Source organism: Achromobacter sp. 46006, assembly GCF_059761975.1.
In genome coordinates, this window is the sequence record NZ_JCBANN010000074.1 from 1 (window position 1) to 23,813 (window position 23,813).

Annotated in this window: 22 protein-coding genes and 1 pseudogene; 5 read left to right on the forward strand and 18 right to left on the reverse strand. The window is 66.8% G+C overall.

The window, feature by feature from the left end:
- The 6 genes from AC6LKG_RS23555 to AC6LKG_RS23580 all read right to left on the reverse strand — a co-directional run.
- A partial coding sequence (locus AC6LKG_RS23555; RefSeq protein WP_498168789.1) for a DUF1153 domain-containing protein occupies window positions 1–187 on the reverse strand: 187 nt, incomplete at its 3' end.
- A gap of 323 nt (window positions 188–510) precedes the next feature.
- A complete protein-coding gene (locus AC6LKG_RS23560; protein WP_498168791.1) occupies window positions 511–1,062 on the reverse strand; it encodes a cytochrome b in 552 nt (183 codons plus the stop codon).
- A gap of 25 nt (window positions 1,063–1,087) precedes the next feature.
- Window positions 1,088–2,065 carry a cation diffusion facilitator family transporter gene (locus tag AC6LKG_RS23565; protein ID WP_498168793.1) on the reverse strand — a complete coding sequence of 326 codons (978 nt, stop codon included), beginning with the start codon at window positions 2,063–2,065 and terminating at the stop codon, window positions 1,088–1,090.
- A gap of 89 nt (window positions 2,066–2,154) precedes the next feature.
- Window positions 2,155–4,698 carry a cation-translocating P-type ATPase gene (locus AC6LKG_RS23570; protein WP_498168796.1) on the reverse strand — a complete coding sequence of 848 codons (2,544 nt, stop codon included), beginning with the start codon at window positions 4,696–4,698 and terminating at the stop codon, window positions 2,155–2,157.
- Window positions 4,699–4,710: 12 nt separating this feature from the next.
- Window positions 4,711–5,139 carry a universal stress protein gene (locus AC6LKG_RS23575; RefSeq protein ID WP_313036756.1) on the reverse strand — a complete coding sequence of 143 codons (429 nt, stop codon included), beginning with the start codon at window positions 5,137–5,139 and terminating at the stop codon, window positions 4,711–4,713.
- Window positions 5,140–5,259: 120 nt separating this feature from the next.
- Window positions 5,260–5,382: a hypothetical protein gene (locus AC6LKG_RS23580; RefSeq protein WP_498168799.1), complete on the reverse strand. Its 123-nt coding sequence runs from the start codon at window positions 5,380–5,382 to the stop codon at window positions 5,260–5,262.
- A gap of 265 nt (window positions 5,383–5,647) precedes the next feature.
- Here AC6LKG_RS23580 and AC6LKG_RS23585 point away from each other — a divergent pair, with 265 nt between their 5' ends.
- Both AC6LKG_RS23585 and AC6LKG_RS23590 read left to right on the forward strand, forming a co-directional pair.
- Window positions 5,648–6,337, forward strand: coding sequence for a phosphoribosyltransferase (locus AC6LKG_RS23585; RefSeq protein WP_498168802.1), 690 nt, complete (start codon window positions 5,648–5,650; stop codon window positions 6,335–6,337).
- A gap of 23 nt (window positions 6,338–6,360) precedes the next feature.
- A complete protein-coding gene (locus AC6LKG_RS23590) occupies window positions 6,361–7,722 on the forward strand; it encodes an erythromycin esterase family protein (protein WP_498168804.1) in 1,362 nt (453 codons plus the stop codon).
- A 235-nt stretch (window positions 7,723–7,957) separates the two neighbouring features.
- Here the strand turns inward: AC6LKG_RS23590 and AC6LKG_RS23595 are convergent, their stop codons facing one another.
- Window positions 7,958–9,580, reverse strand: a complete 1,623-nt coding sequence (locus tag AC6LKG_RS23595) for a methyl-accepting chemotaxis protein (RefSeq protein WP_498168806.1) — start codon at window positions 9,578–9,580, stop codon at window positions 7,958–7,960.
- 551 nt (window positions 9,581–10,131) lie between these two features.
- On the opposite strand from AC6LKG_RS23595, the gene AC6LKG_RS23600 reads away from it, so the two are divergent.
- Window positions 10,132–10,671 (forward strand): hypothetical protein, encoded by a 540-nt coding sequence (locus AC6LKG_RS23600; RefSeq protein WP_498168809.1) that lies wholly within the window; start codon window positions 10,132–10,134, stop codon window positions 10,669–10,671.
- Window positions 10,672–10,695: 24 nt separating this feature from the next.
- On the opposite strand, the gene AC6LKG_RS23605 is transcribed toward AC6LKG_RS23600, so the two are convergent.
- The 11 genes from AC6LKG_RS23605 to AC6LKG_RS23655 all read right to left on the reverse strand — a co-directional run bounded on the left by AC6LKG_RS23605 (window position 10,696) and on the right by AC6LKG_RS23655 (window position 21,679).
- Window positions 10,696–11,520: a ParB N-terminal domain-containing protein gene (locus tag AC6LKG_RS23605; protein ID WP_498168811.1), complete on the reverse strand. Its 825-nt coding sequence runs from the start codon at window positions 11,518–11,520 to the stop codon at window positions 10,696–10,698.
- Between the two features lie 61 nt (window positions 11,521–11,581).
- Window positions 11,582–12,190, reverse strand: coding sequence for an LON peptidase substrate-binding domain-containing protein (locus AC6LKG_RS23610; protein ID WP_498168813.1), 609 nt, complete (start codon window positions 12,188–12,190; stop codon window positions 11,582–11,584).
- Window positions 12,191–12,199: 9 nt separating this feature from the next.
- Window positions 12,200–12,607: a carboxymuconolactone decarboxylase family protein gene (locus AC6LKG_RS23615; protein WP_026384362.1), complete on the reverse strand. Its 408-nt coding sequence runs from the start codon at window positions 12,605–12,607 to the stop codon at window positions 12,200–12,202.
- Between the two features lie 110 nt (window positions 12,608–12,717).
- A complete protein-coding gene (locus AC6LKG_RS23620; protein WP_498168816.1) occupies window positions 12,718–14,211 on the reverse strand; it encodes a M81 family metallopeptidase in 1,494 nt (497 codons plus the stop codon).
- On the reverse strand, window positions 14,208–14,861 hold the full coding sequence (locus tag AC6LKG_RS23625) for an ANTAR domain-containing response regulator (RefSeq protein ID WP_024069053.1): 654 nt from the start codon (window positions 14,859–14,861) through the stop codon (window positions 14,208–14,210). The genes AC6LKG_RS23620 and AC6LKG_RS23625 overlap by 4 nt, the downstream gene beginning before the upstream one ends.
- Before the next feature lie 2 nt (window positions 14,862–14,863).
- Window positions 14,864–16,024, reverse strand: a complete 1,161-nt coding sequence (locus tag AC6LKG_RS23630; protein WP_054502884.1) for a transporter substrate-binding domain-containing protein — start codon at window positions 16,022–16,024, stop codon at window positions 14,864–14,866.
- A 53-nt stretch (window positions 16,025–16,077) separates the two neighbouring features.
- Entirely contained in the window at window positions 16,078–16,791 is a 714-nt protein-coding gene (locus AC6LKG_RS23635) for an ABC transporter ATP-binding protein (protein ID WP_498168818.1), read from the reverse strand.
- Window positions 16,788–18,701, reverse strand: a complete 1,914-nt coding sequence (locus tag AC6LKG_RS23640) for an ABC transporter permease subunit (RefSeq protein ID WP_498168821.1) — start codon at window positions 18,699–18,701, stop codon at window positions 16,788–16,790. The genes AC6LKG_RS23635 and AC6LKG_RS23640 overlap by 4 nt, the downstream gene beginning before the upstream one ends.
- Window positions 18,694–19,527 carry a branched-chain amino acid ABC transporter permease gene (locus tag AC6LKG_RS23645; protein WP_498168824.1) on the reverse strand — a complete coding sequence of 278 codons (834 nt, stop codon included), beginning with the start codon at window positions 19,525–19,527 and terminating at the stop codon, window positions 18,694–18,696. Before AC6LKG_RS23645 ends, AC6LKG_RS23640 begins: the two co-directional genes overlap by 8 nt.
- Window positions 19,528–19,582: 55 nt before the next feature.
- The gene (locus AC6LKG_RS23650; RefSeq protein WP_498168827.1) at window positions 19,583–20,749 is read right to left on the reverse strand and encodes a substrate-binding protein; all 1,167 of its coding nucleotides are present in this window, start codon (window positions 20,747–20,749) and stop codon (window positions 19,583–19,585) included.
- Window positions 20,750–20,788: 39 nt separating this feature from the next.
- Window positions 20,789–21,679: a nitrilase family protein gene (locus tag AC6LKG_RS23655; protein WP_498168828.1), complete on the reverse strand. Its 891-nt coding sequence runs from the start codon at window positions 21,677–21,679 to the stop codon at window positions 20,789–20,791.
- A 262-nt stretch (window positions 21,680–21,941) separates the two neighbouring features.
- On the opposite strand from AC6LKG_RS23655, the gene AC6LKG_RS23660 reads away from it, so the two are divergent.
- Together AC6LKG_RS23660 and AC6LKG_RS23665 are read left to right on the forward strand one after the other, a co-directional pair.
- Window positions 21,942–22,370: a VOC family protein gene (locus AC6LKG_RS23660; RefSeq protein ID WP_498168830.1), complete on the forward strand. Its 429-nt coding sequence runs from the start codon at window positions 21,942–21,944 to the stop codon at window positions 22,368–22,370.
- Window positions 22,371–22,420: 50 nt separating this feature from the next.
- Window positions 22,421–23,710: pseudogene (locus tag AC6LKG_RS23665) on the forward strand (MFS transporter); the annotation flags it as partial.
- Window positions 23,711–23,813: the final 103 nt, after the last annotated feature.

The following is a 23,813-nucleotide window of genomic DNA, read 5'->3' on the forward strand; positions in this document are numbered from 1 at the left end:
TGGCCCGCAAGGCATTCTCCATGCCCCGCTTGCCATCGTCGACCCACTGTTCGACCTCTGAGGGCGACAGGTCGTATTGGCGGCTGGCCTCGGCGACGGTGGTCTTGCCTTGAATGATGTCCAGCACTAGCGCACTCTTGCGCTTGGCCGTCCAGCGTTTGATGTCGTCTTCCAACTTCATGCTCATCGTCAATTCCCTCGATTATGACGTGAGCAGGTTTTCACTGGGTCATTACAAGTCGAGTGATCTGCCGGTTCTGGCAATGTAGTCCACAAGGTTTTCTGTGCGTCCTCCGCCAAGACCGTGCCGCGCTGCTCTGCTGGCTCAACATTGTCACGCGCAGATTTTCGGATGACCGCTCCCGGCCGGAAGCCGTCAGTTCAGATCAACTTCTTCGGCGCCCAGGCCACCCTCTCGGACGCCGCCTGAACGACGACACCGGGGATTCGTGAACACTTTTTCCCTCGCCCCTAAATCGCGCCTGCCTCGCGCCCCCACCCGAAGCAACCTCACCGCCGCCCCGGCAACATCCGCACCAGCGTGTTATCCCGAAGCACATAGTGATGCAACAACGCCGCAGCAGCATGCAGCCCCACCAGGAAATACCCCACCGTAGCCAAGGTCTCATGCAGCTCCTTGACCTGATCCGCCAGGGCCTTATCCGGTCCCACCAGCGCCGGAACCTCCAACCCAAACAACGGAATCACCTTCCCCCCCGCGCTGAGCGTCAGCCACCCCAGAATCGGCGTGACGATCATGAACGCATACAACGCGTAATGCATCACCCGTGAAAGCACATCCTGCCACCTCGGCATCGGCGGCCGCACGCCAGGCGCCGGGCCCGAAGCCACTCGGATAACCACCCGCAAAACCACCAACCCGATCACACACAACCCCAGCGAGAAATGCAGCGCCTTGATGTTGTTGTACAGATCGGTGCCTTTGGTGGCCAGCCCGCGCAATTCCATACAGGCGTAAACCAAAGCCAGGACCACGAGCATGAGCCAGTGCATGGTGATCACCAGGCCTGCATACTGAGTATCGGAGTTCTTGATTTTCATGTTTCTTCCTTGTCGTTAAAACGCGCTACGGACAGCCTGGTTCGAGATTCGCCCTGCCCTCGGCGCCCTGCGTGGGCGCGTCGGGAGGTCTCCAGGGATCAACATGGGTCATCACGTTCAAGACACGATGCCGCTGCATGACGCGTTGGCGCGCTTGCACGGCGATCTTGTGGCCTTCCTCGACGGTCAGCCCGGCGTCGATTTCCAGGTGAGCGTCAACGACGATCATATCCCCCATTTTTCGGGTGCGTAGATCGTGCACGCCTTGAATACCCGGGGTGTCCATCAGGGTGCGCTGGATCGCGGCGGCTTCGCCTTCGTCGATGGCGCGGTCCAGCAGGTCGTGCAAGGCGTCCCAGCCGAAGCTCCAGCCCATTCGGGCCACCATGAAGCCCACGATGGCCGCGGCGATCGGGTCCAGTATCGGGTAGCCCAGCAGGTTGCCGATGATGCCCAGGCCCACCACCAGCGACGATGCCGCGTCGGAGCGCGCATGCCAGGCGTTGGCCACCAGCATGCTGGACTTCACGCGCTTGGCCACGGCAAGCATGTAGCGGAACAAGGCCTCTTTGATGGCCAGGGCGCCACAGGCCACCCACAGGGCGACCAGGTGCACCTGTGGGATCGCGTCGGGCTGCTCCAGCTTGATCACGGCGGACCACAGCATGCCGCCGCCGACCAGCAGCAATAGCACGCCCAGCGCCAGGGACGCCGCGGTCTCGTAGCGGTAATGGCCGTAGTGGTGGTCCGCGTCGGCTGCTTTCTGGCCATGGCGGTTGGCCAGCAGCACGATGAAGTCGGCGATCAGATCGGAAGAAGAATGAATACCGTCCGCGATCAGGCCCTGGGACTTCGAGAAAATACCGATGATGATCTGCGCGGTGGCGAGCACCACGTTCACGCCCACGCTCACCCAGGTGCTGCGGGCGGCGGCGGCGGCGCGTTCGGCCGGGCTGTGTTCATCGTCCTCCGGGTCTTCCAGCGGAGGCGGAAAGGCTGTCATGGTGCGTGCTCCCGTTCTTGCAATCTAGCCTTGCGGCGTTCGGGCAGGAGCATAAGCACCGAAACCTGAACGGATGATGAACGTGGGCATCAATGTCGCGGCGGCGCCGGACGGGACGCACCGCAACGGATTGGCCTTGACTTGCGGCCTAGCGCCCATTTCACGGCCTCGAGCCACAGCAAACCCAGCACGGTCAGCCCCGCCGCCGCCAGGAGTATCCACGGCGTTGGCTGCTCGAACGCAAACAGGCGGCTCACGGGAGAGATGCCGAGCACGCAGGCCAGGAGCAGCACGGTGACCGCGCTGATCCAGGCGGCGTAGCGGTTGCCGGCATCCCCCGTGCGCCAGGAGGGGCGCGTCAGGTTGCGATTGGCGTAGATGAGTCCCAGGTTGGCAAGCACCAGTACCGTGAACACCATGGCGCGGGCCATGTCTTCGGAATTTGCCACCACTCGCGCGCCGGCATACAGGGCCAACAGTAGAACCAGCAGGCCGCATCCCTGCCACAAGCCATGGGTCAGTATGGCGCGGTCGAACAGGCGGGCGTCCGCGCGGCGCGGCGGCTCGCTCATGGCATTCGTTTCGAGCGGTTCGGCCTCAAACACAATCGCGCAGGCCGGGTCGATGATGAGCTGCAGAAAGAGGATGTGCACCGGCATCAGCAGCATGGGCCACCCCAGCAATACCGGCACCAGCGACAGGCCCACGATGGGCACGTGCACTGCCACCCCGAACACAATGGCCTTGCGCAGATTGGCGAACACGCGACGGCCATGGCGCACGGCGGTGACGATGGAGGCAAAGTCGTCGTTCATCAGCACCAGATCGGCCGCCTCGCGCGCCACCTCGGTACCGCGCGCGCCCATGGCGATGCCGATGTGAGCCGCCTTGAGGGCGGGCGCGTCGTTCACGCCATCGCCGGTCATGGCGACGATGTCTCCGCGCGCGCGAAAGGCTTGCACCAGGCGCAGCTTCTGCGCGGGCTGCAGGCGGCAGAACACCTGGGTGGCGGACAAGCGCTCCCGCAGGGCCGCGTCGCCAAGGCTCGCCAGTTCTTGGCCGGTCATCGGCGGGGCGTTGGTGTCCAGGCCAGCCTGACGGGCGATGGCGACGGCAGTGGCCGGATGGTCCCCAGTCATCATCACCACCCGGATACCGGCTGCCTGGCAGGAGGCGATGGCGCTTGGCACATCGGGGCGCAGCGGGTCTTCCAGCCCCACCAGGCCGAGAAAGACGAAGTCGAAATCGTGCTGGCTGGCCGGTAGCGGCGGGGTGGCGAACACGGCGCGCGCCACACCCAGCACGCGTATTCCATCGGCGGCCATGGCCGCCACCTGCTGGGCGATGCGCGCGCGATCGGCCGCGGGAAGATGGCATAGGTCGACCACGGCTTCGGGCGCGCCCTTGGCGGCGATCACGTAGGCCCTCTGGTCGGGCGACTGCCAGACGCGCGACATGGCGAGCATGGCGGGCGACAAGGGGTAGTCCTCGACCAGGCTCCAGTCAGCGTGCAGATGCTCGGTGCGGGCCAGTAGCCGCGCGCCGGCGCCGACAATGGCGACCTCCATCGGGTCGCTGGCGTGGCGGTGGGTGGCCAGGACGGCGTATTCCAGCACGCCGTGCAGCGCCTCGGGCAGCGGCGCTGCGCCGTCGCGCAGGCTGTCGTATAGCGCGCTGCCCGACTGAAGGCGCCGAACGGCCATGCGATTGGTCGTGAGGGTTCCGGTCTTGTCAACGCACAGTACGGTGGTGGCTCCCAGCAACTCCACGGCGGGGATGCTGCGGGCCAACACCTTCTGGCGCGACAAGCGCCATGCGCCCAGGCTGAGAAACAAGGTCAGGATGACCAACAATTCTTCCGGCAGGATGGCCATGGCCAGCGTCAATCCCGCCAGCATTCCGCCCAGCCAATCGTCACGCAGTAGCCCGTGCGCCAATGCCAGCGCCACCGCCAGAGCGAGCCCCACCGCGGTTACGTTTCTGACGACACGCCGGGTTTCGCGCTGGATGGGGGTGATATCAATGGCGATGCTCTGTAGCGACTGGCTGATACGGCCCAGCGCGCTATGCACGCCCGTGGCCACGACACGCCCCTGCCCGCCGCCCTGCGTGACAAGGGTGCCGGCGTATGCCAGGACGGTCGCGTCAGCGCCAGCCTGTTTGCGCACCGGCACCGATTCGCCGGTAAGCAGCGATTCGTCCAGAGCCAGATTGGCGGTGCTGATGAGTTCCAGGTCGGCGGGCACGCGGTCGCCCTCGGCCAGCAGCACGACGTCGCCGCGCACAAGCTCGCGAGCGGGGATTCTCTGGGTCTGGCCGCTCCGCCTGACAAGCGCCTGCGGGCTGGATAGATCGCGCAGCGTCTCCAGCGAGCGCTCGGTGCGACGTTGTTGCACGAAGGTAATGCTCATCACGACGAACACAAACCCCAGCAGCATCAACGCCTCTTGCCGGTCGCCCAGCGCCAGATAGAGCGCGCCGCAGGCGACCAACAGCAAAAACATGGGCTCCGCCACCACCTCGCGCGCCAGCCGCAAGACGCTACGCCGCTGCGAAGCCGGCAGCGCGTTCGGGCCGTCAAGCGCCAGGCGCTGCCGCGCCTGCGCCGGGCTCAGGCCATCGATGTCGTCCATGTCCAGGACGGCTCACTTCACCAGGAGGACAGGCTGGCGGGCCGCCGCCAGCACGCGCTGCGCGACCGAACCGATAAGCAGGTCGGCGATGGCCCCGCGGCCTTTGGAGCCCAGCACCACCAGATCGAATTTTCCCTTTCCCGCACAGTCGAGAATTTCCTTGGCTACATGGCCGGTTCGCTCGACCATGTCATGCCTGATGCCGGCCGCATCAAGTAACTTGCGGGCGGGCCTGAGTTCCTTTTCACAGCGCTCGCGCAGATAATCAACCACTGCCGCCTTGCCGACAAAGGACTTTGCGTGGTTCAAGCCGGTATCGTCGTGCACGCAAATCAACGTGATGCTGTGCGGGCCCGATTGCAGGCCTGCCACCAGTTTTGCCGCGTACTTGACCGCATGCAAGGAGAACTTCGAACCGTCCACGGCAACAAGGATTTTCATTACGGCCTCTCTGGGGGAGTCTGGATCCTTTCAGCTTGACGCATCCGCGGCGGGGATTATTGATACAGGTCAAGCACATAGGGCATTGCCGTGCTTGGCGGGAATGAAGAGGCGCCCGGATCACGGCAGGGCGAACCCGACGGTTTGCGCGAAGGTCACGAAGTCGCTGGCGCCAGAGGCGTCGACGCTGGGATCGAATTCCAAGGCCTCCAGGACATGGCGGCGAAGTTCCTCGTCTTTCATGATGGGCTCCTATCGCTGAAGAATGAAATCCACGTCGCCCCATCGCATGACGGTCGCTGTCCGTCGCGGCGAGGCACTTCGATTGTGTGCCTGCGCTGCGCTCGAGGATTGACTTTGGTCAATCCGGACCTGGCCCAAGGTTCTACGCTGAGGGCACTTGGCGGGTCCGATCCAGGCCAGGACCGACGATGCGCGCCCGTCTCGCACGCAGCGGTCAGCGATGGCGCGCCTGGCGTTTTCAGAAAGCAACGATGGAGGTTCATGGATGGACGCTCCTTTCAAGAATCGAAAAGAGGCTGGCGTGCTGCTGGCCAGGCGGTTGATGGAATATGCGGGGCGCACCGACGTAATCGTGCTGGCACTGCCGCGCGGGGGAGTGCCGGTGGCTTTCCAGATTGCCGCGGCGCTGAATGTTCCGCTGGACGTTGTGCTGGTGCGCAAGCTCGGGATGCCGGGGCATGCCGAATGCGCCATCGGCGCGATCAGCAACGATCAGTCTGAACTGCAGACCGAGGTCATCGCGGCGTACGGGATTTCCATGAAAGAGATCGAGGCAATCGCGTCGTGCGAGCGAAAGGAGCTGATGCGCCGTGACGCGTTGTACCGGGCGGGGCGGCCACCGCTGCGTCTGCGCGGAAAAACGGTGGTTCTCGTGGATGACGGCCTGGCGACCGGTTCGACGATGCGCGTGGCGCTGCGGACCGTGCGGATGGCCAAGCCGGCAAGGATCGTGGTGGCCGTTCCGGTTTCCGCCGCGCAGACCCGCGAGGAACTGGCGCTTGAGGCTGACGAAATGATCTGCTTGAGCACGCCCGCCCCTTTCTACGGCGTGGGCCAGTGGTACCTGGACTTCCAGCAGACCACGGACGACGAGGTAATCAGTCTCTTGCAAGAAGCCGCGCGCACCCATCCGCTGTCCGCGTGGATAGCGTCGCCCGCGCCGAGTCACGGTTGATGGTTCTTGGCCCAAGACAGCTTATGGAAATGACCACTGATGCACACCTGCCCTCGCCTGCCCGGTCGATTGCCGCGTCCGCGCTTGCGCTTACGGGAAGCTCGCGCGACTACGACTCCGTTCTGGAGCGGATCGGCGACGCGCGCTTCGTGCTGATCGGCGAAGCCAGCCACGGAACGCACGAGTTCTATGAAGAACGCGCGCGGCTGACGCAACGGCTGATCGCGGAAAAACGCTTCTGCGCCGTAGCGGTCGAGGCCGATTGGCCGGATGCATATCGGGTCAATCGATACGTTCGCGGTTTGGGGGAAGACACCACCGGCGATCAGGCCCTGGCGAGTTTCAAGCGCTTTCCGACCTGGATGTGGCGCAATACCACGGTGGTTCGTTTCGTCGAGTGGCTGCGTGACTACAACGACTCGGTGTCGCCCCTGACCGAGCAGGTCGGATTCTATGGCCTGGATCTCTACAGCCTGTTCACGTCGATCGCGGAAGTGCTGCGATATCTCGATCATGTCGACCCCGAATCTGCCCGCCATGCGCGTGAGCGCTACGCTTGCTTTGATCATTTCGATCGCAACAGCGAACGCTATGGCTACTTGACAGGCCATGGTCTGTCGGCATCGTGCCAAGGCGCCGTCATCGCGCAGATGCGCGAACTCAATACGCGTGCCGCGCAATATCTGAAAAGCGATGGGTACGAGTCAAGCGATGCGCTGTTCTATGCGCAGCAAAATGCGCGCTTGATCACCAATGCCGAAGAGTACTACCGCACCATGTTCGATCGAAGCGTGTCTTCCTGGAACCTGCGGGACCGCCATATGGCCCAGACCCTGGATGCCCTGGCCCGCCATCTGCCACGGGCAAGGGACGGCGGCCCGGCCAAGGTTGTCGTCTGGGAGCACAATTCGCACGTGGGCGATGCGCGCGCGACGGACGTCGGACAGGCGGGAGAGTGGACGTTAGGCCAATTGGCGCGCGAGCGATACGGCGCCGAGACTTTCCTGGTGGGACTGACCACCTATCAGGGAAGCGTCACCGCCGCGGACGACTGGGATTCGCCGGCAGAGCGCAAGCGTGTGCTGCCGGCCCTGCCTGGCAGCTACGAGGCGGTGTTGCACGAGACGGGCATCGACCGATTCGTCGTGTCGTTCAAGGGCGACCGGAGCCTGACGCAAGCGCTGTCCAGGCGTCGGCTGGAACGTGCCATCGGCGTCATCTATCGGCCGCAGACAGAGCGGCAGAGCCACTATTTCCATGCTTGCCTGCCGCAACAGTTCGACTGTGTCCTCCATTTCGACCAGACCCGCGCCGTCGAGCCGCTGGAATGGGGTGACACTTGGACGTTGGGAGAAGCGCCAGAGACTTTCCCGCGCGGACTGTAGCGCCGTGAACGCAAGGCCGATGGGAGCCGGGCCCTACGTTGCGCTCATCTCCGGCGCTTCGCGGTGTCCCATGCCAGTCGGTCCGAGCGCACATGAAACAACCGTCAGCCACCAGCCAGGCCTGCAAGCCAAGGTTGCCGGCCACGCGGCCAGTTGCCTGGACTGAATGGGTCGTGAGGGCTCCCGCCATGGCCACCGCCCGACGTTTTCGGGCGTGTCCAACGGCTGCTGGCGATCAGGTCAGCAGCAGGGCGCCGCCCTCGCGCGGCCGGGCGCCAGCGTCCTCGCGCCGCGCGGCATCCTCGCGCAAGCGGAACACACCGACCGCACCCACCAATGCATGAGCCTGGTCCTGCATCGAGCCCGCCGCGGCCGCCGCTTCTTCGACCAGCGCGGCGTTCTGCTGGGTCACCTCGTCCATCTGCGACACGGCGCGGTTGACCTGCTCGATGCCGGAGGCCTGCTCTTGCGAGGCCGCGGCGATCTCGCCCATGATGTCCGTGACACGCTTGACCGAGGCGACCACTTCCTGCATCGTGGCGCCCGCGTTTTCCGCGTGACCCGCGCCCTCGGCCACCTTGCTCACGGACGCTTCGATCAGCGCCTTGACCTCGCGCGCGGCCTGCGCGCTGCGTTGCGCCAACGACCGCACCTCGCCCGCGACCACCGCGAAGCCCTTGCCCTGCTCGCCCGCCCTGGCCGCTTCAACGGCGGCGTTCAGCGCCAGGATATTGGTCTGGAACGCAATCCCGTCGATGACCGAGACAATCTCGGAAATCTTGCGCGAGCTGGCGGAAATATCGCCCATCGTGCTGACCACCGCCGACACGACGGCGCCGCCGCGCTGGGCGACTTCGGAAGCGCTTGCCGCCAGTTGATTGGCCTGGCGCGCGTTGTCGGCATTCTGCTTGACGGTCGACGCCAGCTCTTCCATCGAGGCGGCGGTTTCCTCCAGTGACGCGGCCTGCTCTTCGGTCCGGCTGGACAAGTCGGTGTTGCCGGCCGCGATCTGCCCGGCTGCGCTGGAGATGGTTTCGGACCCGGCGCGAATGGTGCGAACCGCGGCGGCCAGCTTGTCCTGCATATCGTGCAGCGCGCGCAGCAGTCGGCCGGTTTCATCGCGGGTGACCGCGTGGATGGGTTGACCCAGGTCGCCACGCGCCACGGTCTCCGCCACCGACACGGCCTGGGCAAGCGGCGCCGTGATCGACTTGGACACCCGCCATGCGAACAGGCCGCCCAGCACGATGGCCAGCCCCGACAGGATCAGGTTCAACAAGCCCGCGTTGTCGATGACCTTCCGGCTGTCGGCGCTGGCGTCCACCATCTCGGCCGCTTGAATCCGCGAAATCTCGATGATGTGGTCCTGCAGGCTGTCCAGGAGCGGAAGGGTCTCTTCCAGCAAACGTTGGCGGGCGGCGTCGCGCTCGCCACGCTTGAGAAGCGCGCCCACGCCCTGGAATGACTTCACGTAGCGGCCGCGCACGTCTTCCAATAACCGCAGCCGCTGACGTTCGTCTTCGGTGCTGAACAATGGCCGCAGGGTTTCCAGCGCCTGGTCAATCACCTTCCGATTGGTGTCGATGCGGGCAAACAGCGTTTCAGCGGCGCGGGGATCGGTATTGACGATCAACTCGAGGTTCGCGCGCGCATTGGCGCGGGTCGTCACGTCAATCCTGTTGATGGCGCTTGCCTCGGTCCAAGTCTGTTCCGTGATCGCCCGGTTGATGCCGCCGATGTGGGTCAGTTCGTAGTGCGACAGGCCAGTGAGCGCCAATAACAGGGCGAGTACGGTGCCGAAGCCCAGCGTCAGCCGGGTGCCAATGGAAAGGTTGCCAAGGGAGAAACGCGAGCGCATGAATTTGTATTATGACAAAGGGAAAACCCTAGTATAGAGTTGCAGTCACATATAGCAACGAATTTGTAGTGTAAGTTTGCGATTTCGCATGGCGGGACGGAATTGTTTGTGGCTGCCAGCCGCTTCGATATCCGGGGAAGCCAAACGACTTTCCGCTTTCCCAAGCCCCGTTCGCCACCGCCCGCACCTGGCTGGCTAGCTAAAGATGCAACGCGCGTTTCTGCGGCATTTTCCCCCGCGCGCAATGCGATACGCGCTTCGGTCAAGGTCCAATGACATATCCCCCGTTGCTTCCAATCGCCCACTCGAAATCGGGTACGCTTGAATATTGGAAAATTCTGGGCGGCACGATAATAGGTGGCACGAGCTCTTCAAGATGTCGCTTGGGGGTGGATTGGGCGCTTGTTGCCTCTTGGAAGCGCCGGAGATCTATCCCGTATCGTCCGCGGCTGTCGCAGCGCGGCGAGTTCATTGCCCGCCTCGGCGCGGAAATTTCGATCCTACCGGATTCGTGCGGATGAGATAAACGACGTATTGCATTTCAGCAACCGATGAGCGACTCCCCGATCTACATCGTTGATCTCGATGTCACCCTTGAAGACGCGCCCGCCTTCGCCGACAGCGGCATGCGTTGGATGGAAGCAATGGGCATTGCTGTTCACTCCACTATTGCCGAGGTCGCCTTTTCACCTGTCAGCCACGCACCTGGCCCGGGCATTGCTCGATGGGCCGAATGGGTAAACGAGCACCGCAATAACGGCATAGGTGCAATCGTGGGGCGTCGTGTCTACAACGCCGGACCGCAAAGCGTCGAGGGGCTACGCTGCCCATGCTGCGCTGTAGAGCATGACGCAGCTTCTCTCCCGTGGGGCGAAATGATTTCCGCCTGGTATTCGGGCGAACTTGGCGCGCTCGAGTGCCCAAGCTGTCGACACTCGTACGGCATCAATCAATGGCGATTCTTGCCGCTCGCATGGGGATTGGGAAACCTCGCGTTTGGGTTCGATGGTCCTGGCGTAGGCAACGCACTTGCCCTGGAACTGGGAAAAGTCCTGGGGCATAGGATGGTCGTCGTGTTTGATAAGTTCTAGCCGCGAATAATTAATATGCGCCCGTCAATCGTCCCCTGCCCCCGCCCCCGCATTCCTGGCCTCGGCCAGCGCCACCGTCAAATGCATCACCTTCTTCTTCAACTGATCCCTTTCATCCGTCAGCCGCGCCAGCAACTCCCGTAGCCGCGCCACCTCCGCCGGCAGGTCCGCGATATTCTCGATCGGAATATCCGGCACCGCCTCTTTCGGCGGCGGCGCCTTGGCCTGGCGCACTTCGCGCGCCGCCTGCTGCAGTTCCTTCCTGCCGCCGGCCACCGCCGCGGCCTGCCGCTCGGGCGGCAAGGTCGCGACCGCCGCCGCGGCGTTGATGGAGATCGCGCCGTCCTTCACTGCCCGCACCAGTTCCGGCGCGGCGGCCTTCTGGATCTTCTCGATCTGCCCCAGCGTGTTGCTGCTGATGCGCGCCTCGCGCGCCAGCGCCTGACGGCTCAACACAGCCGCGGGCGGGATGGGCGGCGGTTCGGGCGGCGGCGTGCTGCCGTCGTCTTCCCACGGCGGCACGCTGCGCGATTGCAGGATTTCCTTCTTGCGCAGCGCCAGCACGCCGCGCTGGAAATCCGACACGCTGCGCCGGCCCAGGTGGTTTTCGATCATCCACAGGTGCACGTCGTCCATCGACTTGAAGGAGGTGTTCTGGCGCGTCTCGAACGGAATGCCGTGCTTCATGCACAGCGCGTAGCGGTTGTGGCCGTCGATCAGCAGGTCGCCCCACAGCACCAGCGCGTCGCGGCAGCCTTCGGCCAGCAGGCTGCGTTCGAGCGCCTCGCGCTCGTCGTCGGTCAAGGGGTCAATATAGGCACGCAGGCCTTCGTCAATCCTGATATCCATGGTGTCCAAAAAACAGTTCAAGCCCGGCCCGCGATGCCAAAGCAGCGCCGCCTGTGGCTGGCTAGGCCTGCGGCCCTTCCAGCGCGATGCGCACGGCTTCCAGACGAGCATGCGGGTCCGTCAGCGCCAGCAGCCGGACCTTGTCGGCCGCCGGCAGCGGCAGCAGTTCGCACCAGCGGTCGGCCACCCAGGCGCATTCATCCAGGCGGTACGGCGGCGCCACCGGCATGCGGTCGGCGGGCACGCCTTCCTGCTGCCATTGCGCCACCAGGCGGCCCAGGGCGTCGGCACAAGGCTGCAGCGGCGCCGGCACGGGGAGCGGCGGGTCGTCGTCGATGGGCTCGGTTTCGCCCATCCAAAGACCGTATTTTGCCAGTTGGCTGGAAACCAGCCGAAAGCGCTGGGTGCCGATGCAGCGCAATTGCAGCAAGGCGGGCATGGGCGCGTCCCAGGCGTCGATGCGGGCCAGGGTGCCGACATCGGCCAGGACCTCCTGGCCTTCGGGCGAGCGGACCTCGTTGCCGGACAGCAGCGCGACCACGCCGAACTCGGTGCCGTCGGCGATGCAGCGGCGGATCATGTCCAGGTAGCGCACTTCGAAGATGCGCAGGTGCAGCACGCCGGCGGGGAACAGCGCGTTGGACAGCGGGAACAGCGGAATGGTCGCCATGGCGGCGCCCTATTTCACGGTGAAGGCGTCGTCGACGGGCACTTGCATGGCGGTGACCAGCGCGTTGGTCTGGGCGGCCATGCCGATGACGGCGAGCAGTTCGGCGTGCTGGCCGTCGGTCATGCCCTTGGCGCGGGCGGCGGCGGTGTGGGAATGGATGCAGTAGCTGCAACCGTTGGCGGTGGACACCGCGATGTAGATCATCTCGCGCACCAGGGGCGGGATTTCGCCGTCGGCCATCATGACCTGCTTGAGCTGTTCCCAGACCCGCTTGAGCTGGGGCGGGTCATTGGCCAGGGCGCGCCAGAAGTTATTGACGAAATCGGACTTGCGGGTGGCGCGGATGTCTTCGAACACCGCCCACGCCTCGGGGATCCTGCGCGCTTCTTCATCCGACAGCAGATGCACCGTAGCCATATGCCACTCCAACGGGTAAGGGGCCGGGCGGCGGCGTGCCGCCCGCGCAATGTCCCATTGAACTGGAAAGCCCGGCGCGGTTCAAGGCGCGGGGCGACTTCCGCCCCACCCTACGCCGACATCTGCGCTGGCTTGAACGGATCGAGCGGATAGCGCGGCCGGTTGCGCCGCTGGTACGGGAACAGCGAGAAGTCCGAGCTGGTGACGCCGGGGCTGTCGCATTCGATCAGGGCGCAAGAGATCGGCACGAACACCGGGCGGCAGTACATGCGCGATTTGACCAGGATGAATCGGGCCTCGCGCGGGTCGATGCCCAGGCTTTCGAAGACGCCCAGGTCCCAGGGTTCGTGGGTGCGTTCGGTGATGACCAGTTGCGCGGCGCCGATGTCCAGCACGGCGCTGCGGCCCATGCAGGCGGTCTGGCCGGTGTAGGTGGGGCCGGTGATGACGTAGCTGCCGTCGGTGATGGCGCGCACCACGCCGGTCAGCGTCACCGGCGCGGCGGCCCGGCCGATGGCGGGGATGGGCAGCTTGTTGCCGACGGGCAGTTCGACCCGGGCGCCCTGCCCGGCCGCGATCATGGCGGCGACGGCTTCGGGGTCGCAGTACAGGCCGGCGACGATGCCGGTCAGGCCGGCGTCGACGGCGGCGACCAGCACGTCCATGGTGTCGCAGGTGCCGCCCGACATGCAGTTGTCGCCGTGGTCCAGCAGCAGCACGGGGCGGTCGGCGCCGCGCGCCAGGGCGGCGGCGCGTTCGAGCGAGGCGGCCAGGGGTTCGGCTTCGTAGACGAAGCCGTCGCGGTCTTCCCAGATGGCGGCGGCCAGGCCCGCGGCGACGCGCTCGGCGGCCTCGGCGTCGCCGGCGGCGACCACCACCACGCTCAGGCACGGGTCGGGGATGTCGGCCAGGGCGAAGCCGGCGAGCACCGACACGCCCAGCATGCCGCCGGCCTCTGCGCCGCGCGCGGCTTGCACGGCGCGGCGCATGGCGCCTTCGGCGGTGTTGCTGCGCAGGGTGTGGGTCATGAGCGGCAGGCGGCGCCAGGCCAGGCGCGGGCGCGGGCCGCCCGCGAGCCAGTCGAACAGGATGCGGCCGGCGTGCTCGCCGGTTTCGTACATGTCGATGTGCGGGTAGGTCTTGAAGCTGACGATGACGTCGGCGTTGTCGATCATTTTCTGCGTGACGTTGCCGTGCAGGTCCAGGGCGACGGCGATCGGCACGCCGGGGGCCTGCTGGCGCAGGCGTTCGAGCAGGTCGCCTTCGCCGTCGTCGGTGGTTTCGACGGCCATGGCGCCGTGCAGGTCCAGCAGCAGCGCGTCGCAGCCGGCGGCGGCGGCGACGATGCGATCGCACAGTTCACGATAGGCCTGGCCGTGGACGCGGCCGCTGGGGTACGCGGTGGCGGACACGGGCGTGACCAGCGTGGCGCCCTGCGCCTCGGCCAGGTCGATGAATGCCGACATGGCGGTGCGCTTGCCGTGGTTCTCTTCGTAGGCGGCGCGGTCGTAGGTCGGGCCGTCGTTGCCGAAGGCGGACAGCGGCGTGGGCACCGGCGAAAAGGTGTTGGTCTCGTGGTTCATGCGGGCGATCATGACTTTCATGCCTTGCCTCCGTTGTTGCTGTTGTTCTGCGGGTCGGGGCGCGCGCCGCCCAGGCCCAGTTTTTCCATGGCTTCGCTGGCCTCGACGATCATGGCGGCGACCTCGGCCACGCTGACCCGCAGGCCGGTGGCGCGGGTGCGCATATGTTCGTAGGCGGCGCGTTCGTCCAGGCGCTGGTGGTCCATCAGCACGCGGATCGCCTTTTCGATCACGCGGCGCGCCTTGATGGTGCTTTCCAGCTTATCGATCTTGTTCTGCTGGCGGTTCTGGAACTGCTTGGCCGAGCGCGCCAGCACCAGGGTGCTGAGGATGCCGGCCGAGCGGAACGGCCGCGTCAGCACGCCGTGGGCGTTGGTCTTGAGCAGCTGCTTCAAGGTGGTGGGGGTTTCGTATTCGGACAACGCGATCAGGGTGGCGTCGACCTCGCTGGCGGACCAGGCGAACGAGTTCTGGCCGCATTGCGAGACCTGGAAGAACACCACGTCGGCGCCGGCCGGCGGCTTGTCGGGGAACGGCCAGACCAGGTGGATGCGGCAGCCGATGCGCTTGAGCTGTTCGACCAGCAAGTCGCGGTCTTCGCCGGGCGGATAGGCCACGGCGACGGCCACGCTGCGCAGGTCTTCGTAGAGGCGGCGGAGGCTATGGTCCATGCTCATGCCAACCAGAATTCGTCCAGACCGAAAGCCGTCAGGTAGGGGTCCGGCTTGACCGGTTCGCCGCTGGCCCAGACGATGTCGAAGCGGCCGTCGGCGCGGCAGACGCCGATGCGCGGGGTCAGCACGCTATGGTTGTTCTCGGCCAGGATGGTCAGGCGGCCGCCGGGCGCGTCGAAGCCCACCTGGTGCACCGCCTGCGCCAGCTTGCGCGTGTCCAGGCTGCCGGCGCGCTGCAGGGCGCGCGCGAACAGGTGCATCTGGCTGTAGCAGGCCTCGGCGTAGACGCTGGCCGGGCGGTCGCCGAAGCGGGCGCGCCAGCGGTCCAGGAAATGGGCGTTGGCGGGCGAGTCGACGGTATTGAAGTAGGTGGCGGCGGTGATGTGGCCGGCGCACAGGGCCGGGCCGATCTCGGCCACCTCGGATTCGGCCATGGTGAGGCTGGCGATGGGGATGTGCGGCGCGCCCGGGTCGGCCTCGCAGGCGGCGTGGTAGCGGCGGTAGAAGCGCTGGGCATCGTCGCCGATCAGGGTCGAGAACACCACATCCGGCCTGATGCGGCGGATGTCGCGCACCACGTCGATGATCTCGCCTTCGTCGCAGCCCAGCGGCAGGTAGGTTTCGTCCAGGATCTCGCCGCCGTGTTCCTCGACGGTGTCGCGCATGATGCGGTTGGTTTCGCGCGGGTAGATGTAGTCGGCGCCCACCAGGAAGATGCGCTTGCCGCAGTGCTGGATCAGGTAGGCCGCCAGCTGCATGCTGCCCTGGTTGGGCGCGGCGCCGGTGTAGATGATGTTGGGCGAGTATTCGAAGCCTTCGTAGACCGAGGCGTACCAGAGCAGCGCGTTGTTGCGCTCGACCACCGGCAGCATGGCCTTGCGGCAGTGCGAGGTGCAGCCGCCGAAGATCACGTTGACCTCGTCGTCCAGCAGCAGCCGCGCGGCCAGGCGGCGATATTCCTCGGCGTCGCTGCGCGGGTCGTAGACCACCGGTTCCAGCGGCCGGCCCAGCACGCCGCCGAGCGCGTTGATTTCCTCGACCGCCAGCACGGTGCCGAAGAAGTGCTGCGATTCGGTGGTGCCGGTCACGCCGCTGCGCGAATACAGCACGCCGATGCGCCATCCCGGCGTGGCGGCGTCCCTGTCAGTGCGGGAGGTCATAGGGGCTTCCTTCTGCAAGATCGTGGCCGGCGCGCCGCTGGCGCCGGCACGGTTCATACCTTCAAGTGGTCCATGATATGGCCGGCGGCCCCGGGCGCGCCAGCCTCGCCCTGGTCGACGATGGCGCCCTGCTTGAGCACCAGGTAGCGGTCGGCCACGTCCAGCGCGAAGGCCACGTTCTGTTCGACGATGAACATGGAGGTGCCGCGCCGTTCGCGTTCCCAGTTGAGCGCCCGGCCCAGCCGCTCGATCACCGAGGGCTGCAGGCCTTCGGTGATCTCGTCCAGCAACAGCAGGGCCGGCCGCTGCATCAGGCCGCGCGCCACCAGCAGCATCTTCTGCTCGCCGCCCGACAGCGTGCCGGCATGCTGGCGCAGGCGGCTGGCGAACACCGGGAACAGGTCGGCGATCTCGCCGAAGCGTTCGTCGAAGAGGCGGTCGCTGGCCAGGCCCAGGCGCAGGTTGTCGCGGATGTTCAGGTCGGGGAACAGCGGCTGGTCCTGGGCCGCGTAGGCGACGCCGCGGCGGGCGACCTCGTGCGGCCGCAGGCGGGTGGCGTCGACGCCGCCCAGGCTGACGGTGCCGCGGAGCTTGGGCAGGTAGCCCATGACCGTCTTGAGCAGCGTGCTCTTGCCCATGCCGTTCTTGCCCAGCAGCGCCACGCAGGCGCCGCCGGCCACCGACAGCGAGATGTCGTTCAGCACCACGGCGCCTTTGTAGCCGCTGGCGACGTTTTCCAGGCGCAAGGCCGGGGCGGCGTGGCTCATGGCTGGGCTCCTTGGGGCGAAACAGACGGGGTTGCGGGTTGGGCGCCTTGTTGGGCAGCTTGCCGGGTCGTGTTCCCGGACGGCGCGTTACCGGCATAGATGGTGCGCACCAGTTCCGATTCGGCCACTTCGCGGAAGCTGCCGTCCATGACGATGCGGCCCTGGTGCAGCACGATGATGCGGGTGGCCACCTCGGCCACGAAGTCCAGGTCGTGCTCGACCAGCAGGCAGCACAGGCCGTGGGTGTGGGCCAGGGCCGACAGCACCTGGCCGATGCGGGCGCGCTCATCCTTGCTCAGGCCCGCGGTGGGTTCGTCCAGCAACACCACGCGCGGCTCCAGCGCCAGCACCATGGCCAGTTCCAGCGCCTGCTGCTGGCCGTGCGACAGGTCGCGCGCCACGCGGTCCAACTGCTGGTCCAGGCCAGTCATGCGCAACACCTCCAGCGCGTAGTCCGGCAGCGCCAGGGCGGGCGCGCGGCGGCGCCACGACGGGCGCTCGCGCAGCGTGGTGGCGATGCGCAGGCTTTCGGCGACGGTAAGGGTGTCGAAGATGTTGGCGTTCTGGAACTTGCGGCCCAGGCCGTAGCGCACGCACTGCTCCGGCCCGTCGCGCTTGACCGCGTGGCCGCAGAGTTCGACCGTGCCGTCGCTACGCTCGGCGCCGTCGGCGATGCAGCGCATCAGCGTGGTCTTGCCGGCGCCGTTGGGACCGATCAGGCCCAGCAGTTCGCCGCCGCGCGCCCGCAGGTCGATGCCTTCCAGCACCTTGAGGCTGCCGAAGCGCTTGGCCACGCCGGCCAGGACCAGGCCGCTTTCGGCGGCGGCCTGGGCTGGTGCGGCGCCTTGACTCGATGCACCGCCCCGCCCCGATGCGCCGGCTGGCGCGCGCGCCACCAATTCCGGCACCGGGGCCGGCCGCCGGCGGCGCCACGGCGCCAGTAGCAGCGGCAGCAGCCCGCGCGGCAGCAGCAGGATCACCAGGATGAAGGTCACGCCCAGCACCAATTGATACAGGAACGGCATGTTGCCGCTGAGGTACGAGCCGGCCACGTTGATCAGCACGGCGCCCAGCACCGGGCCCCACACCGTGCCGCGTCCGCCCAGCGCCACCCAGATGATGAGTTCGGTGCCGAACACGAAGCCGGTCAGTTCTGGCGCCACCACGCCGCTGAAGGCGCCGTAGCCGAAGCCCGCCAGGCTGGCGACCGCGCCGCACACCACCAGCAGCGCGATGCGCCAATGCGCGGTGTTCAGGCCCAGGTAGCTGCAGCGGCCCTCGTTGTCGCGCAGCGCGGCCAGGATGCGGCCTCCGTCGCTCCGCACCGCGACCCAGGCCAGCAGCGCCACGACCGACAGGCCGCCGGCGGCGATGACGTACCAGGCCTCCAGCGACAGGTCGAAGGTGTCGTAGCCGGTCAGGCCGGACGAGGAGCCGGTGTAGGTGCCGCCCGACAGCGCCACCTGCGTCAGCACGATGGGCAGCACCAGCGAGATCACGGTGGCGAAGAACGGCGAGGCGCCGCGATAGAACGACAGCCAGCCGGTCAACAGCGCCAGCAGCATGGCCGCCCCCACCGCCACCAGCGCGGCCGCGAGCGCGACGCCCGGCGAGAAGCCGTAGTGCGTGAAGGCCAGCCCGGCGGCATAGGCGCCGACGCCGAAGAAGGCCGACTGGCCGAAGGTCAGGTAGCCGGTGTAGCCCCACAGGATGTCCACCGTGACCGCCGCCACGGCGAAGAACAGCGCCTTGATCAGCACGTTCAGCAGATAGGTGTCGAACAGCCAGGGGCCGGCCACGGTCAGGGCCAGGCAGGCGATGGCCAGCCACAGCAGGTCGCGGCCGCGGGCGGCGCGGCGCGGGTCGGCGCGGGTCGCCAGCGCCGGTTGCGCGAGGGAGGAATCAGTCATGGGCGAATCCTTTGGGACGCAGGCGCAGGGTCAGGGCGGCCAGCACCGCGATGGTGACGCCCCCCAGGATCGGGCTGATGTACACGCCCACCAGCACCTGGCAGGCGCCGTAGACCAGGCAGGTCAGCAACAGCGCGGTGATCGAGTTGCCCGACACCATCACCAGCATGAAGGCGCTGACCAGCCACGGCAGCCCCATGTTCGGATCGACGCTGGACAGCGGCGTGATGAGCGCGCCGGCCAGCGCCCCCAGCCCCGCGCCCAGCGCGAAGGTGGTGAAGCGGATGCGTTCGGCGTTGATGCCCAGGCCGCGCGCCAGGTCCTCGTTCATGATGACGGCGCGGGTGCGCACGCCGAAGCGCGTGCCATTGAGCAGCAGCGTCAGCGCCACGTACAGCAGCAGCGCGCCCGGCACCAGGAACAGCCGGTAGGCCGAGTATTCGGTGCCCAGGAACGGCACCGCGCCCTGGATCGGCGCGTCGGCGAACTGCACCTCGCGGCCGAAGGCCATGGTGATGAGCTGGCCGATCACGATGCCCAGGCCCCAGGTTGCCAGGATGGCGTCCAGCGGCCGCTTGTACAGCGGCTGCACGATCAGGCGTTCGACCAGCATGCCCACCAGCACGCCCGCCAGCAGCGCGCACGGCAGCGCCAGCCACGGGTCCAGCCCCAGCCGCGTCACCACCAGGGCGGCGTAGCTGCCCAGCGTGATGATGGCGCCATGAGCGAAATTGACGATCTTCATCACGCCGAAAATGATCATCAGCCCGGCCGTCACGATAAACAGCATGGCGGCTGTCGTCAGAATGTCCAGCATCAAACCCATTGTGTTCTCCAGCGCCGCCGGCGGGCCGGCGGCGCGCAGGATGTTGCTTAACGCGTCACTTCAGGTTGGGGCATTGCGCGCCCGGGTCGACCTGGTCGAAGGTCTGCAGGATCTTGATGGAGCCGTCGGGCTGCACCTGGCCCAGCCGCATGGTCAGCGCGGCATGGCGCTGGCGATCCATCTTGACCGGGCCGCGCGGGCCATCGAACGACACTTCGCTCAGCGCCTGCACCACTTTCTGCGGGTCGAGGCTGCCGGCTTTCTCGACCGCCGCCTTGTACAGGAAGAAGGCTTCGTACTGCGGGCCCGAGAATTCGTTGGCGGTCTTGGCGTCGGCGCCGAACTTGGCCTTCAGACCGTCGAGGAACTTGTGGTTCTGCGGCGTATCGATGCTGGTCAGGTACGAGGCCGACAGATACATGCCGACCGCCGTGTCGCCCATGGTCTTGGCGGTGGCTTCATCGATCGCCAGGTTGCCGTAGGGCATGGTCAGGCCGGCCGCCTTGACCTGCTTGGCCAGGCTGACGTTGGGGCCGCCGCCGGCGGTGGAACTGATCAGCGCGTCCGGGTTGGCCGAGCGGATTTTCGACACCACCGGCGTCCAGTCGGAGCCGTCGATGGGCAGGTATTCCTCGCCCACCACGCGTCCGCCCTGCTTCTCGATGTATTCGCGGGTGAACTTGAGCATGCCGCGGCCGAAGGCGTAGTCGCTGCCGACCAGGAAGAAGGTCTTGGCGCCGCGTTCCTTCATGAAGTGATCCACTACCGGCGCCACCTGCTGTTCGGGCACCCAGCCGTTGACGTGCATCCAGCGGTTGCACGAACGGCCTTCGTAGAACGAGGTGTAGATGTACGGCACCTTGCCGCGCGAGACGATGGGCAGCGCGGCGTTGCGCGCCGCGCTGGTTTCCATGGCGATGATGGCATCCACCTTCTTCTGGAACACCAGCGTGTCGTAGGCCTTCTGTGCGCCGACCGCGCCAGAGGCGTCGTCGGCGATCTCCAGCACCACCTGGCGGCCGAGGATGCCGCCGGCGGCGTTGATCTCATCGGCCGCCAGTTGCGAGGCCTGCACCACGCCGGGCGCGACCACGCTGTTGGCGCCCGACAGGCCGACCGGCACGCCGATGCGCAAGGGCTCGGCCGCGTGGGCGCCCGCCGCGCCGGTCAGCGCGGCGATGAAGGAAAGTCGGATGAGGAAGCTGCAAGTGGGTTTTTTCATGGGGATTTCTCCTTGGGGGCCGGCTGTCCGCCGTTGTATTCAACGCTGCCGCGGCGCCTCGGCGGCGCCCAGCAGTTCGTCGTAAAGGTCGCGGCGCCGATCGCGCAGCACGTGGTTGAAGTCGTTCAGTTGCCGCGCGCGGCGCGAGGCGGCCAGGTCCACCGGCGCCACCAGCACCTCTTCGCGGTCGTGGCTGGCGGGGCCGGCCACGGTCCAGCCCTGCGAACCGACGATCAGGCTGCGGCCGACGAAGGGCTGGCCGCGCTCGACGCCGACGCGGTCGGCGCACACCAGCGTCAGGCCATTGCTGTGGGCGCCGGCCGCCGCCAGCGCGTGCGCCATGGCCGGGCCCTCGGGCGTCTGCCCCGGCATCGGCACCCAGTTGGTGGGCACCGCGACGATGTCGGCGCCGCGCAGCGCCAGCAGGCGGTAGACCTCGGGGAACCAGCCGTCGTAGCAGATCGCCACGCCCAGCCGGCCGAATTCGGTGTCGAACAGCGGCAGGCCCAGGTCGCCCGGCTCGAAGAACAGGTTCTCGTCGCCCCACAGGTGCAGCTTGCGGTAGGTGCCCAGGTAGCCGTCGGGGCCGGCGATGATGGCGGCGTTGTACAGCCGGCCGCCGCTGCGCTCGGCGATGCCGGCCACCAGGTAGATGCCCAGGCGTTGCGCCAGCGCGATCCAGGCCCGCGAGCTGGGGCCGTCGGGCACGCTTTCGGCCAGGGCGTGGGCCTCCTGGCGGCTGGCGAACACGTAGCCGGTGTTGGCCAGCTCGGGCAGCACCACCAGCCGCGCGCCCTGCGCGGCGGCCTGCTCGACCAGCTCGATGGAACGGGCCACATTGGCGGCGACCTCGCCCATGACGGGGGCCGTCTGCACACTGGCCACGTGAATCGCGGACGCGATGGCATCCGGCGGCGGTGAAACTTGCATGCGATCTCCCTGCAACGTTTTGGAAAACAAAAAAGCCCCCGGCCACGCATTGCGTGAGTCGGGGGCTTCTATAGCCAGACGAAGGTTCGGGCAGCAATCATTGCTGCGGGGCACTGCGGCGCCGGCCCTGCCAGCGCGTGCGGATCAATCCTGATCCTGTGCCGAATGATAGGGATGCGCGCAGACCCGCGGCAATAAGAGGTTTCCCGGACGGGCCGCGGATGCGAGAATCGGGATCGGCTAAAAAGAAGGAGGATCCGCAATGCCCAGACTTTCCGCCTACCTCAGTTTCGACGGCAACTGCGCCGAAGCCATGCGTTTCTACGAACGCGTGCTCGGCGGCCGCGTCGAGACCATGGTGCGCTACGCGGATGCGCCCGCCGACGCCGCCATGCCGGCGCTGTCCGACGCTGAAGCCGAACGCATCATGTACGCCCGCCTGGCGCTGGACGAACAGGTGCTGATGGCCAGCGACGCCACCGCCGGCCATCCCTACCCCGGCAAGCAGGGCATGGCGCTGTCGCTGGCCTACCCCACGGTCTCGGACGCGCAACGCGTGTTCGATATGCTGGCCGAGGGCGGCAGCGTTACCATGCCGCTGCAGAAAACCTTCTGGGCCGAAGCCTACGGCGCCCTGATCGACCGCTACGACACGCGCTGGATGATCAGCGGCGGGCGGCTCAGCCACTGACAACCCCACTGACAACCGAATCCGCCACCAGCGGATGGAGCGAGACATCCATGACGCATGGCATACAGGGCAGGCAACGGTGGTGGGCACTGATGGTGCTGTGCCTGGGCGTGTTGATGATCGTGCTGGACACCACCATCGTCAACGTCGCCCTGCCCTCGATCCGCGAAGACCTGAACTTCACCGAGACCTCGCTGGTGTGGGTGGTGAACGCCTACATGCTGACCTTCGGCGGCTTCCTGCTGCTGGGCGGACGGCTGGGCGACCTGCTCGGCCACCGGCGCATGTTCCTGGCCGGCCTGGTGCTGTTCACCGTGGCCTCGCTGGCCTGTGGGCTGGCGCGGGGCCAGGGGCTGTTGATCGCCGCGCGCGCGGCCCAGGGGCTGGGCGGCGCGGTGGTGTCGGCGGTGTCGCTGTCGCTCATCATGAATCTCTTCACCGAGGCCGGCGAACGCGCCCGCGCCATGGGCGTGTACGGTTTCGTCTGTGCGGGCGGCGGCAGCCTGGGCGTGCTGCTGGGCGGGCTGCTGACCAGCACGCTGTCGTGGCACTGGATCTTCCTGGTCAACATTCCGATCGGCGTAGCCGTCTACGCGCTGTGCCTGCGGCTGCTGCCGGCGGCGCGCGGCGCGGCCGGTGGCGGCAAGCTGGACGTGGCCGGCGCGCTGACCGTCACCGCGTCGCTGATGCTGGCGGTGTACGCCGTGGTCAACGGCAACGAGGCCGGCTGGACCTCGGCGCAGTCGCTCGGCCTGCTGGGCGCGGCCGCGCTGCTGATGGCGCTGTTCCTGGCGATCGAGGCGCGCGTGGCCGAACCGCTGATGCCGCTGGCGCTGTTCCGCCTGCGCAACGTCGCCACCGCCAACGTGGTCGGCGTGCTGTGGGCGGCGGGCATGTTCGCCTGGTTCTTCGTCTCGGCCCTGTACATGCAACTGGTGCTGGGCTACGACGCCATGCAGGTGGGGCTGGCGTTCCTGCCGGCCAACCTGATCATGGCGGCGTTCTCGCTGGGGCTGTCGGCCAAGCTGGTGATGCGCTTTGGTATCCGTGGGCCGCTGGCCATCGGCCTGCTGTTGGCGGCGCTGGGGCTGGCGCTGTTCGCGCGCGCCCCGGTCGACGGTCACTTCGCGGCCGACGTGCTGCCCGGCATGCTGCTGCTGGGCCTGGGCGCGGGCATCGCCTTCAACCCCATGCTGCTGGCCGCCATGAGCGACGTCGAGCCGAGCCAGTCGGGCCTGGCGTCCGGCGTGGTCAACACCGCCTTCATGATGGGCGGCGCGCTGGGACTGGCGGTGCTGGGCCTGGCCCTTATACACACTTCCTGGCCCACGAGACTAGGTCCGTTAAATTGTTTTCGGCCTTTTTGTTGCTAAAAAAACTAAACCCTGTCTCTTATACCACTCTCCTAGCCCACGAGACTTGTTCGGTTAACTCGTCTTCCTG

Excerpts from the sequence above, each read along its gene's own strand:
- AC6LKG_RS23560 (WP_498168791.1), bottom strand. The coding sequence starts at position 1,062 with ATGAAAATCAAGAACTCCGATACTCAGTATGCAGGCCTGGTGATCACC.
- AC6LKG_RS23565 (WP_498168793.1), bottom strand. The coding sequence starts at position 2,065 with ATGACAGCCTTTCCGCCTCCGCTGGAAGACCCGGAGGACGATGAACAC.
- AC6LKG_RS23570 (WP_498168796.1), bottom strand. The coding sequence starts at position 4,698 with ATGGACGACATCGATGGCCTGAGCCCGGCGCAGGCGCGGCAGCGCCTG.
- AC6LKG_RS23575 (WP_313036756.1), bottom strand. The coding sequence starts at position 5,139 with ATGAAAATCCTTGTTGCCGTGGACGGTTCGAAGTTCTCCTTGCATGCG.
- AC6LKG_RS23580 (WP_498168799.1), bottom strand. The coding sequence starts at position 5,382 with ATGAAAGACGAGGAACTTCGCCGCCATGTCCTGGAGGCCTTGGAATTC.
- AC6LKG_RS23585 (WP_498168802.1), top strand. The coding sequence starts at position 5,648 with ATGGACGCTCCTTTCAAGAATCGAAAAGAGGCTGGCGTGCTGCTGGCC.
- AC6LKG_RS23590 (WP_498168804.1), top strand. The coding sequence starts at position 6,361 with ATGGAAATGACCACTGATGCACACCTGCCCTCGCCTGCCCGGTCGATT.
- AC6LKG_RS23595 (WP_498168806.1), bottom strand. The coding sequence starts at position 9,580 with ATGCGCTCGCGTTTCTCCCTTGGCAACCTTTCCATTGGCACCCGGCTG.
- AC6LKG_RS23600 (WP_498168809.1), top strand. The coding sequence starts at position 10,132 with ATGAGCGACTCCCCGATCTACATCGTTGATCTCGATGTCACCCTTGAA.
- AC6LKG_RS23605 (WP_498168811.1), bottom strand. The coding sequence starts at position 11,520 with ATGGATATCAGGATTGACGAAGGCCTGCGTGCCTATATTGACCCCTTG.
- AC6LKG_RS23610 (WP_498168813.1), bottom strand. The coding sequence starts at position 12,190 with ATGGCGACCATTCCGCTGTTCCCGCTGTCCAACGCGCTGTTCCCCGCC.
- AC6LKG_RS23615 (WP_026384362.1), bottom strand. The coding sequence starts at position 12,607 with ATGGCTACGGTGCATCTGCTGTCGGATGAAGAAGCGCGCAGGATCCCC.
- AC6LKG_RS23620 (WP_498168816.1), bottom strand. The coding sequence starts at position 14,211 with ATGAAAGTCATGATCGCCCGCATGAACCACGAGACCAACACCTTTTCG.
- AC6LKG_RS23625 (WP_024069053.1), bottom strand. The coding sequence starts at position 14,861 with ATGGACCATAGCCTCCGCCGCCTCTACGAAGACCTGCGCAGCGTGGCC.
- AC6LKG_RS23630 (WP_054502884.1), bottom strand. The coding sequence starts at position 16,024 with ATGACCTCCCGCACTGACAGGGACGCCGCCACGCCGGGATGGCGCATC.
- AC6LKG_RS23635 (WP_498168818.1), bottom strand. The coding sequence starts at position 16,791 with ATGAGCCACGCCGCCCCGGCCTTGCGCCTGGAAAACGTCGCCAGCGGC.
- AC6LKG_RS23640 (WP_498168821.1), bottom strand. The coding sequence starts at position 18,701 with ATGACTGATTCCTCCCTCGCGCAACCGGCGCTGGCGACCCGCGCCGAC.
- AC6LKG_RS23645 (WP_498168824.1), bottom strand. The coding sequence starts at position 19,527 with ATGGGTTTGATGCTGGACATTCTGACGACAGCCGCCATGCTGTTTATC.
- AC6LKG_RS23650 (WP_498168827.1), bottom strand. The coding sequence starts at position 20,749 with ATGAAAAAACCCACTTGCAGCTTCCTCATCCGACTTTCCTTCATCGCC.
- AC6LKG_RS23655 (WP_498168828.1), bottom strand. The coding sequence starts at position 21,679 with ATGCAAGTTTCACCGCCGCCGGATGCCATCGCGTCCGCGATTCACGTG.
- AC6LKG_RS23660 (WP_498168830.1), top strand. The coding sequence starts at position 21,942 with ATGCCCAGACTTTCCGCCTACCTCAGTTTCGACGGCAACTGCGCCGAA.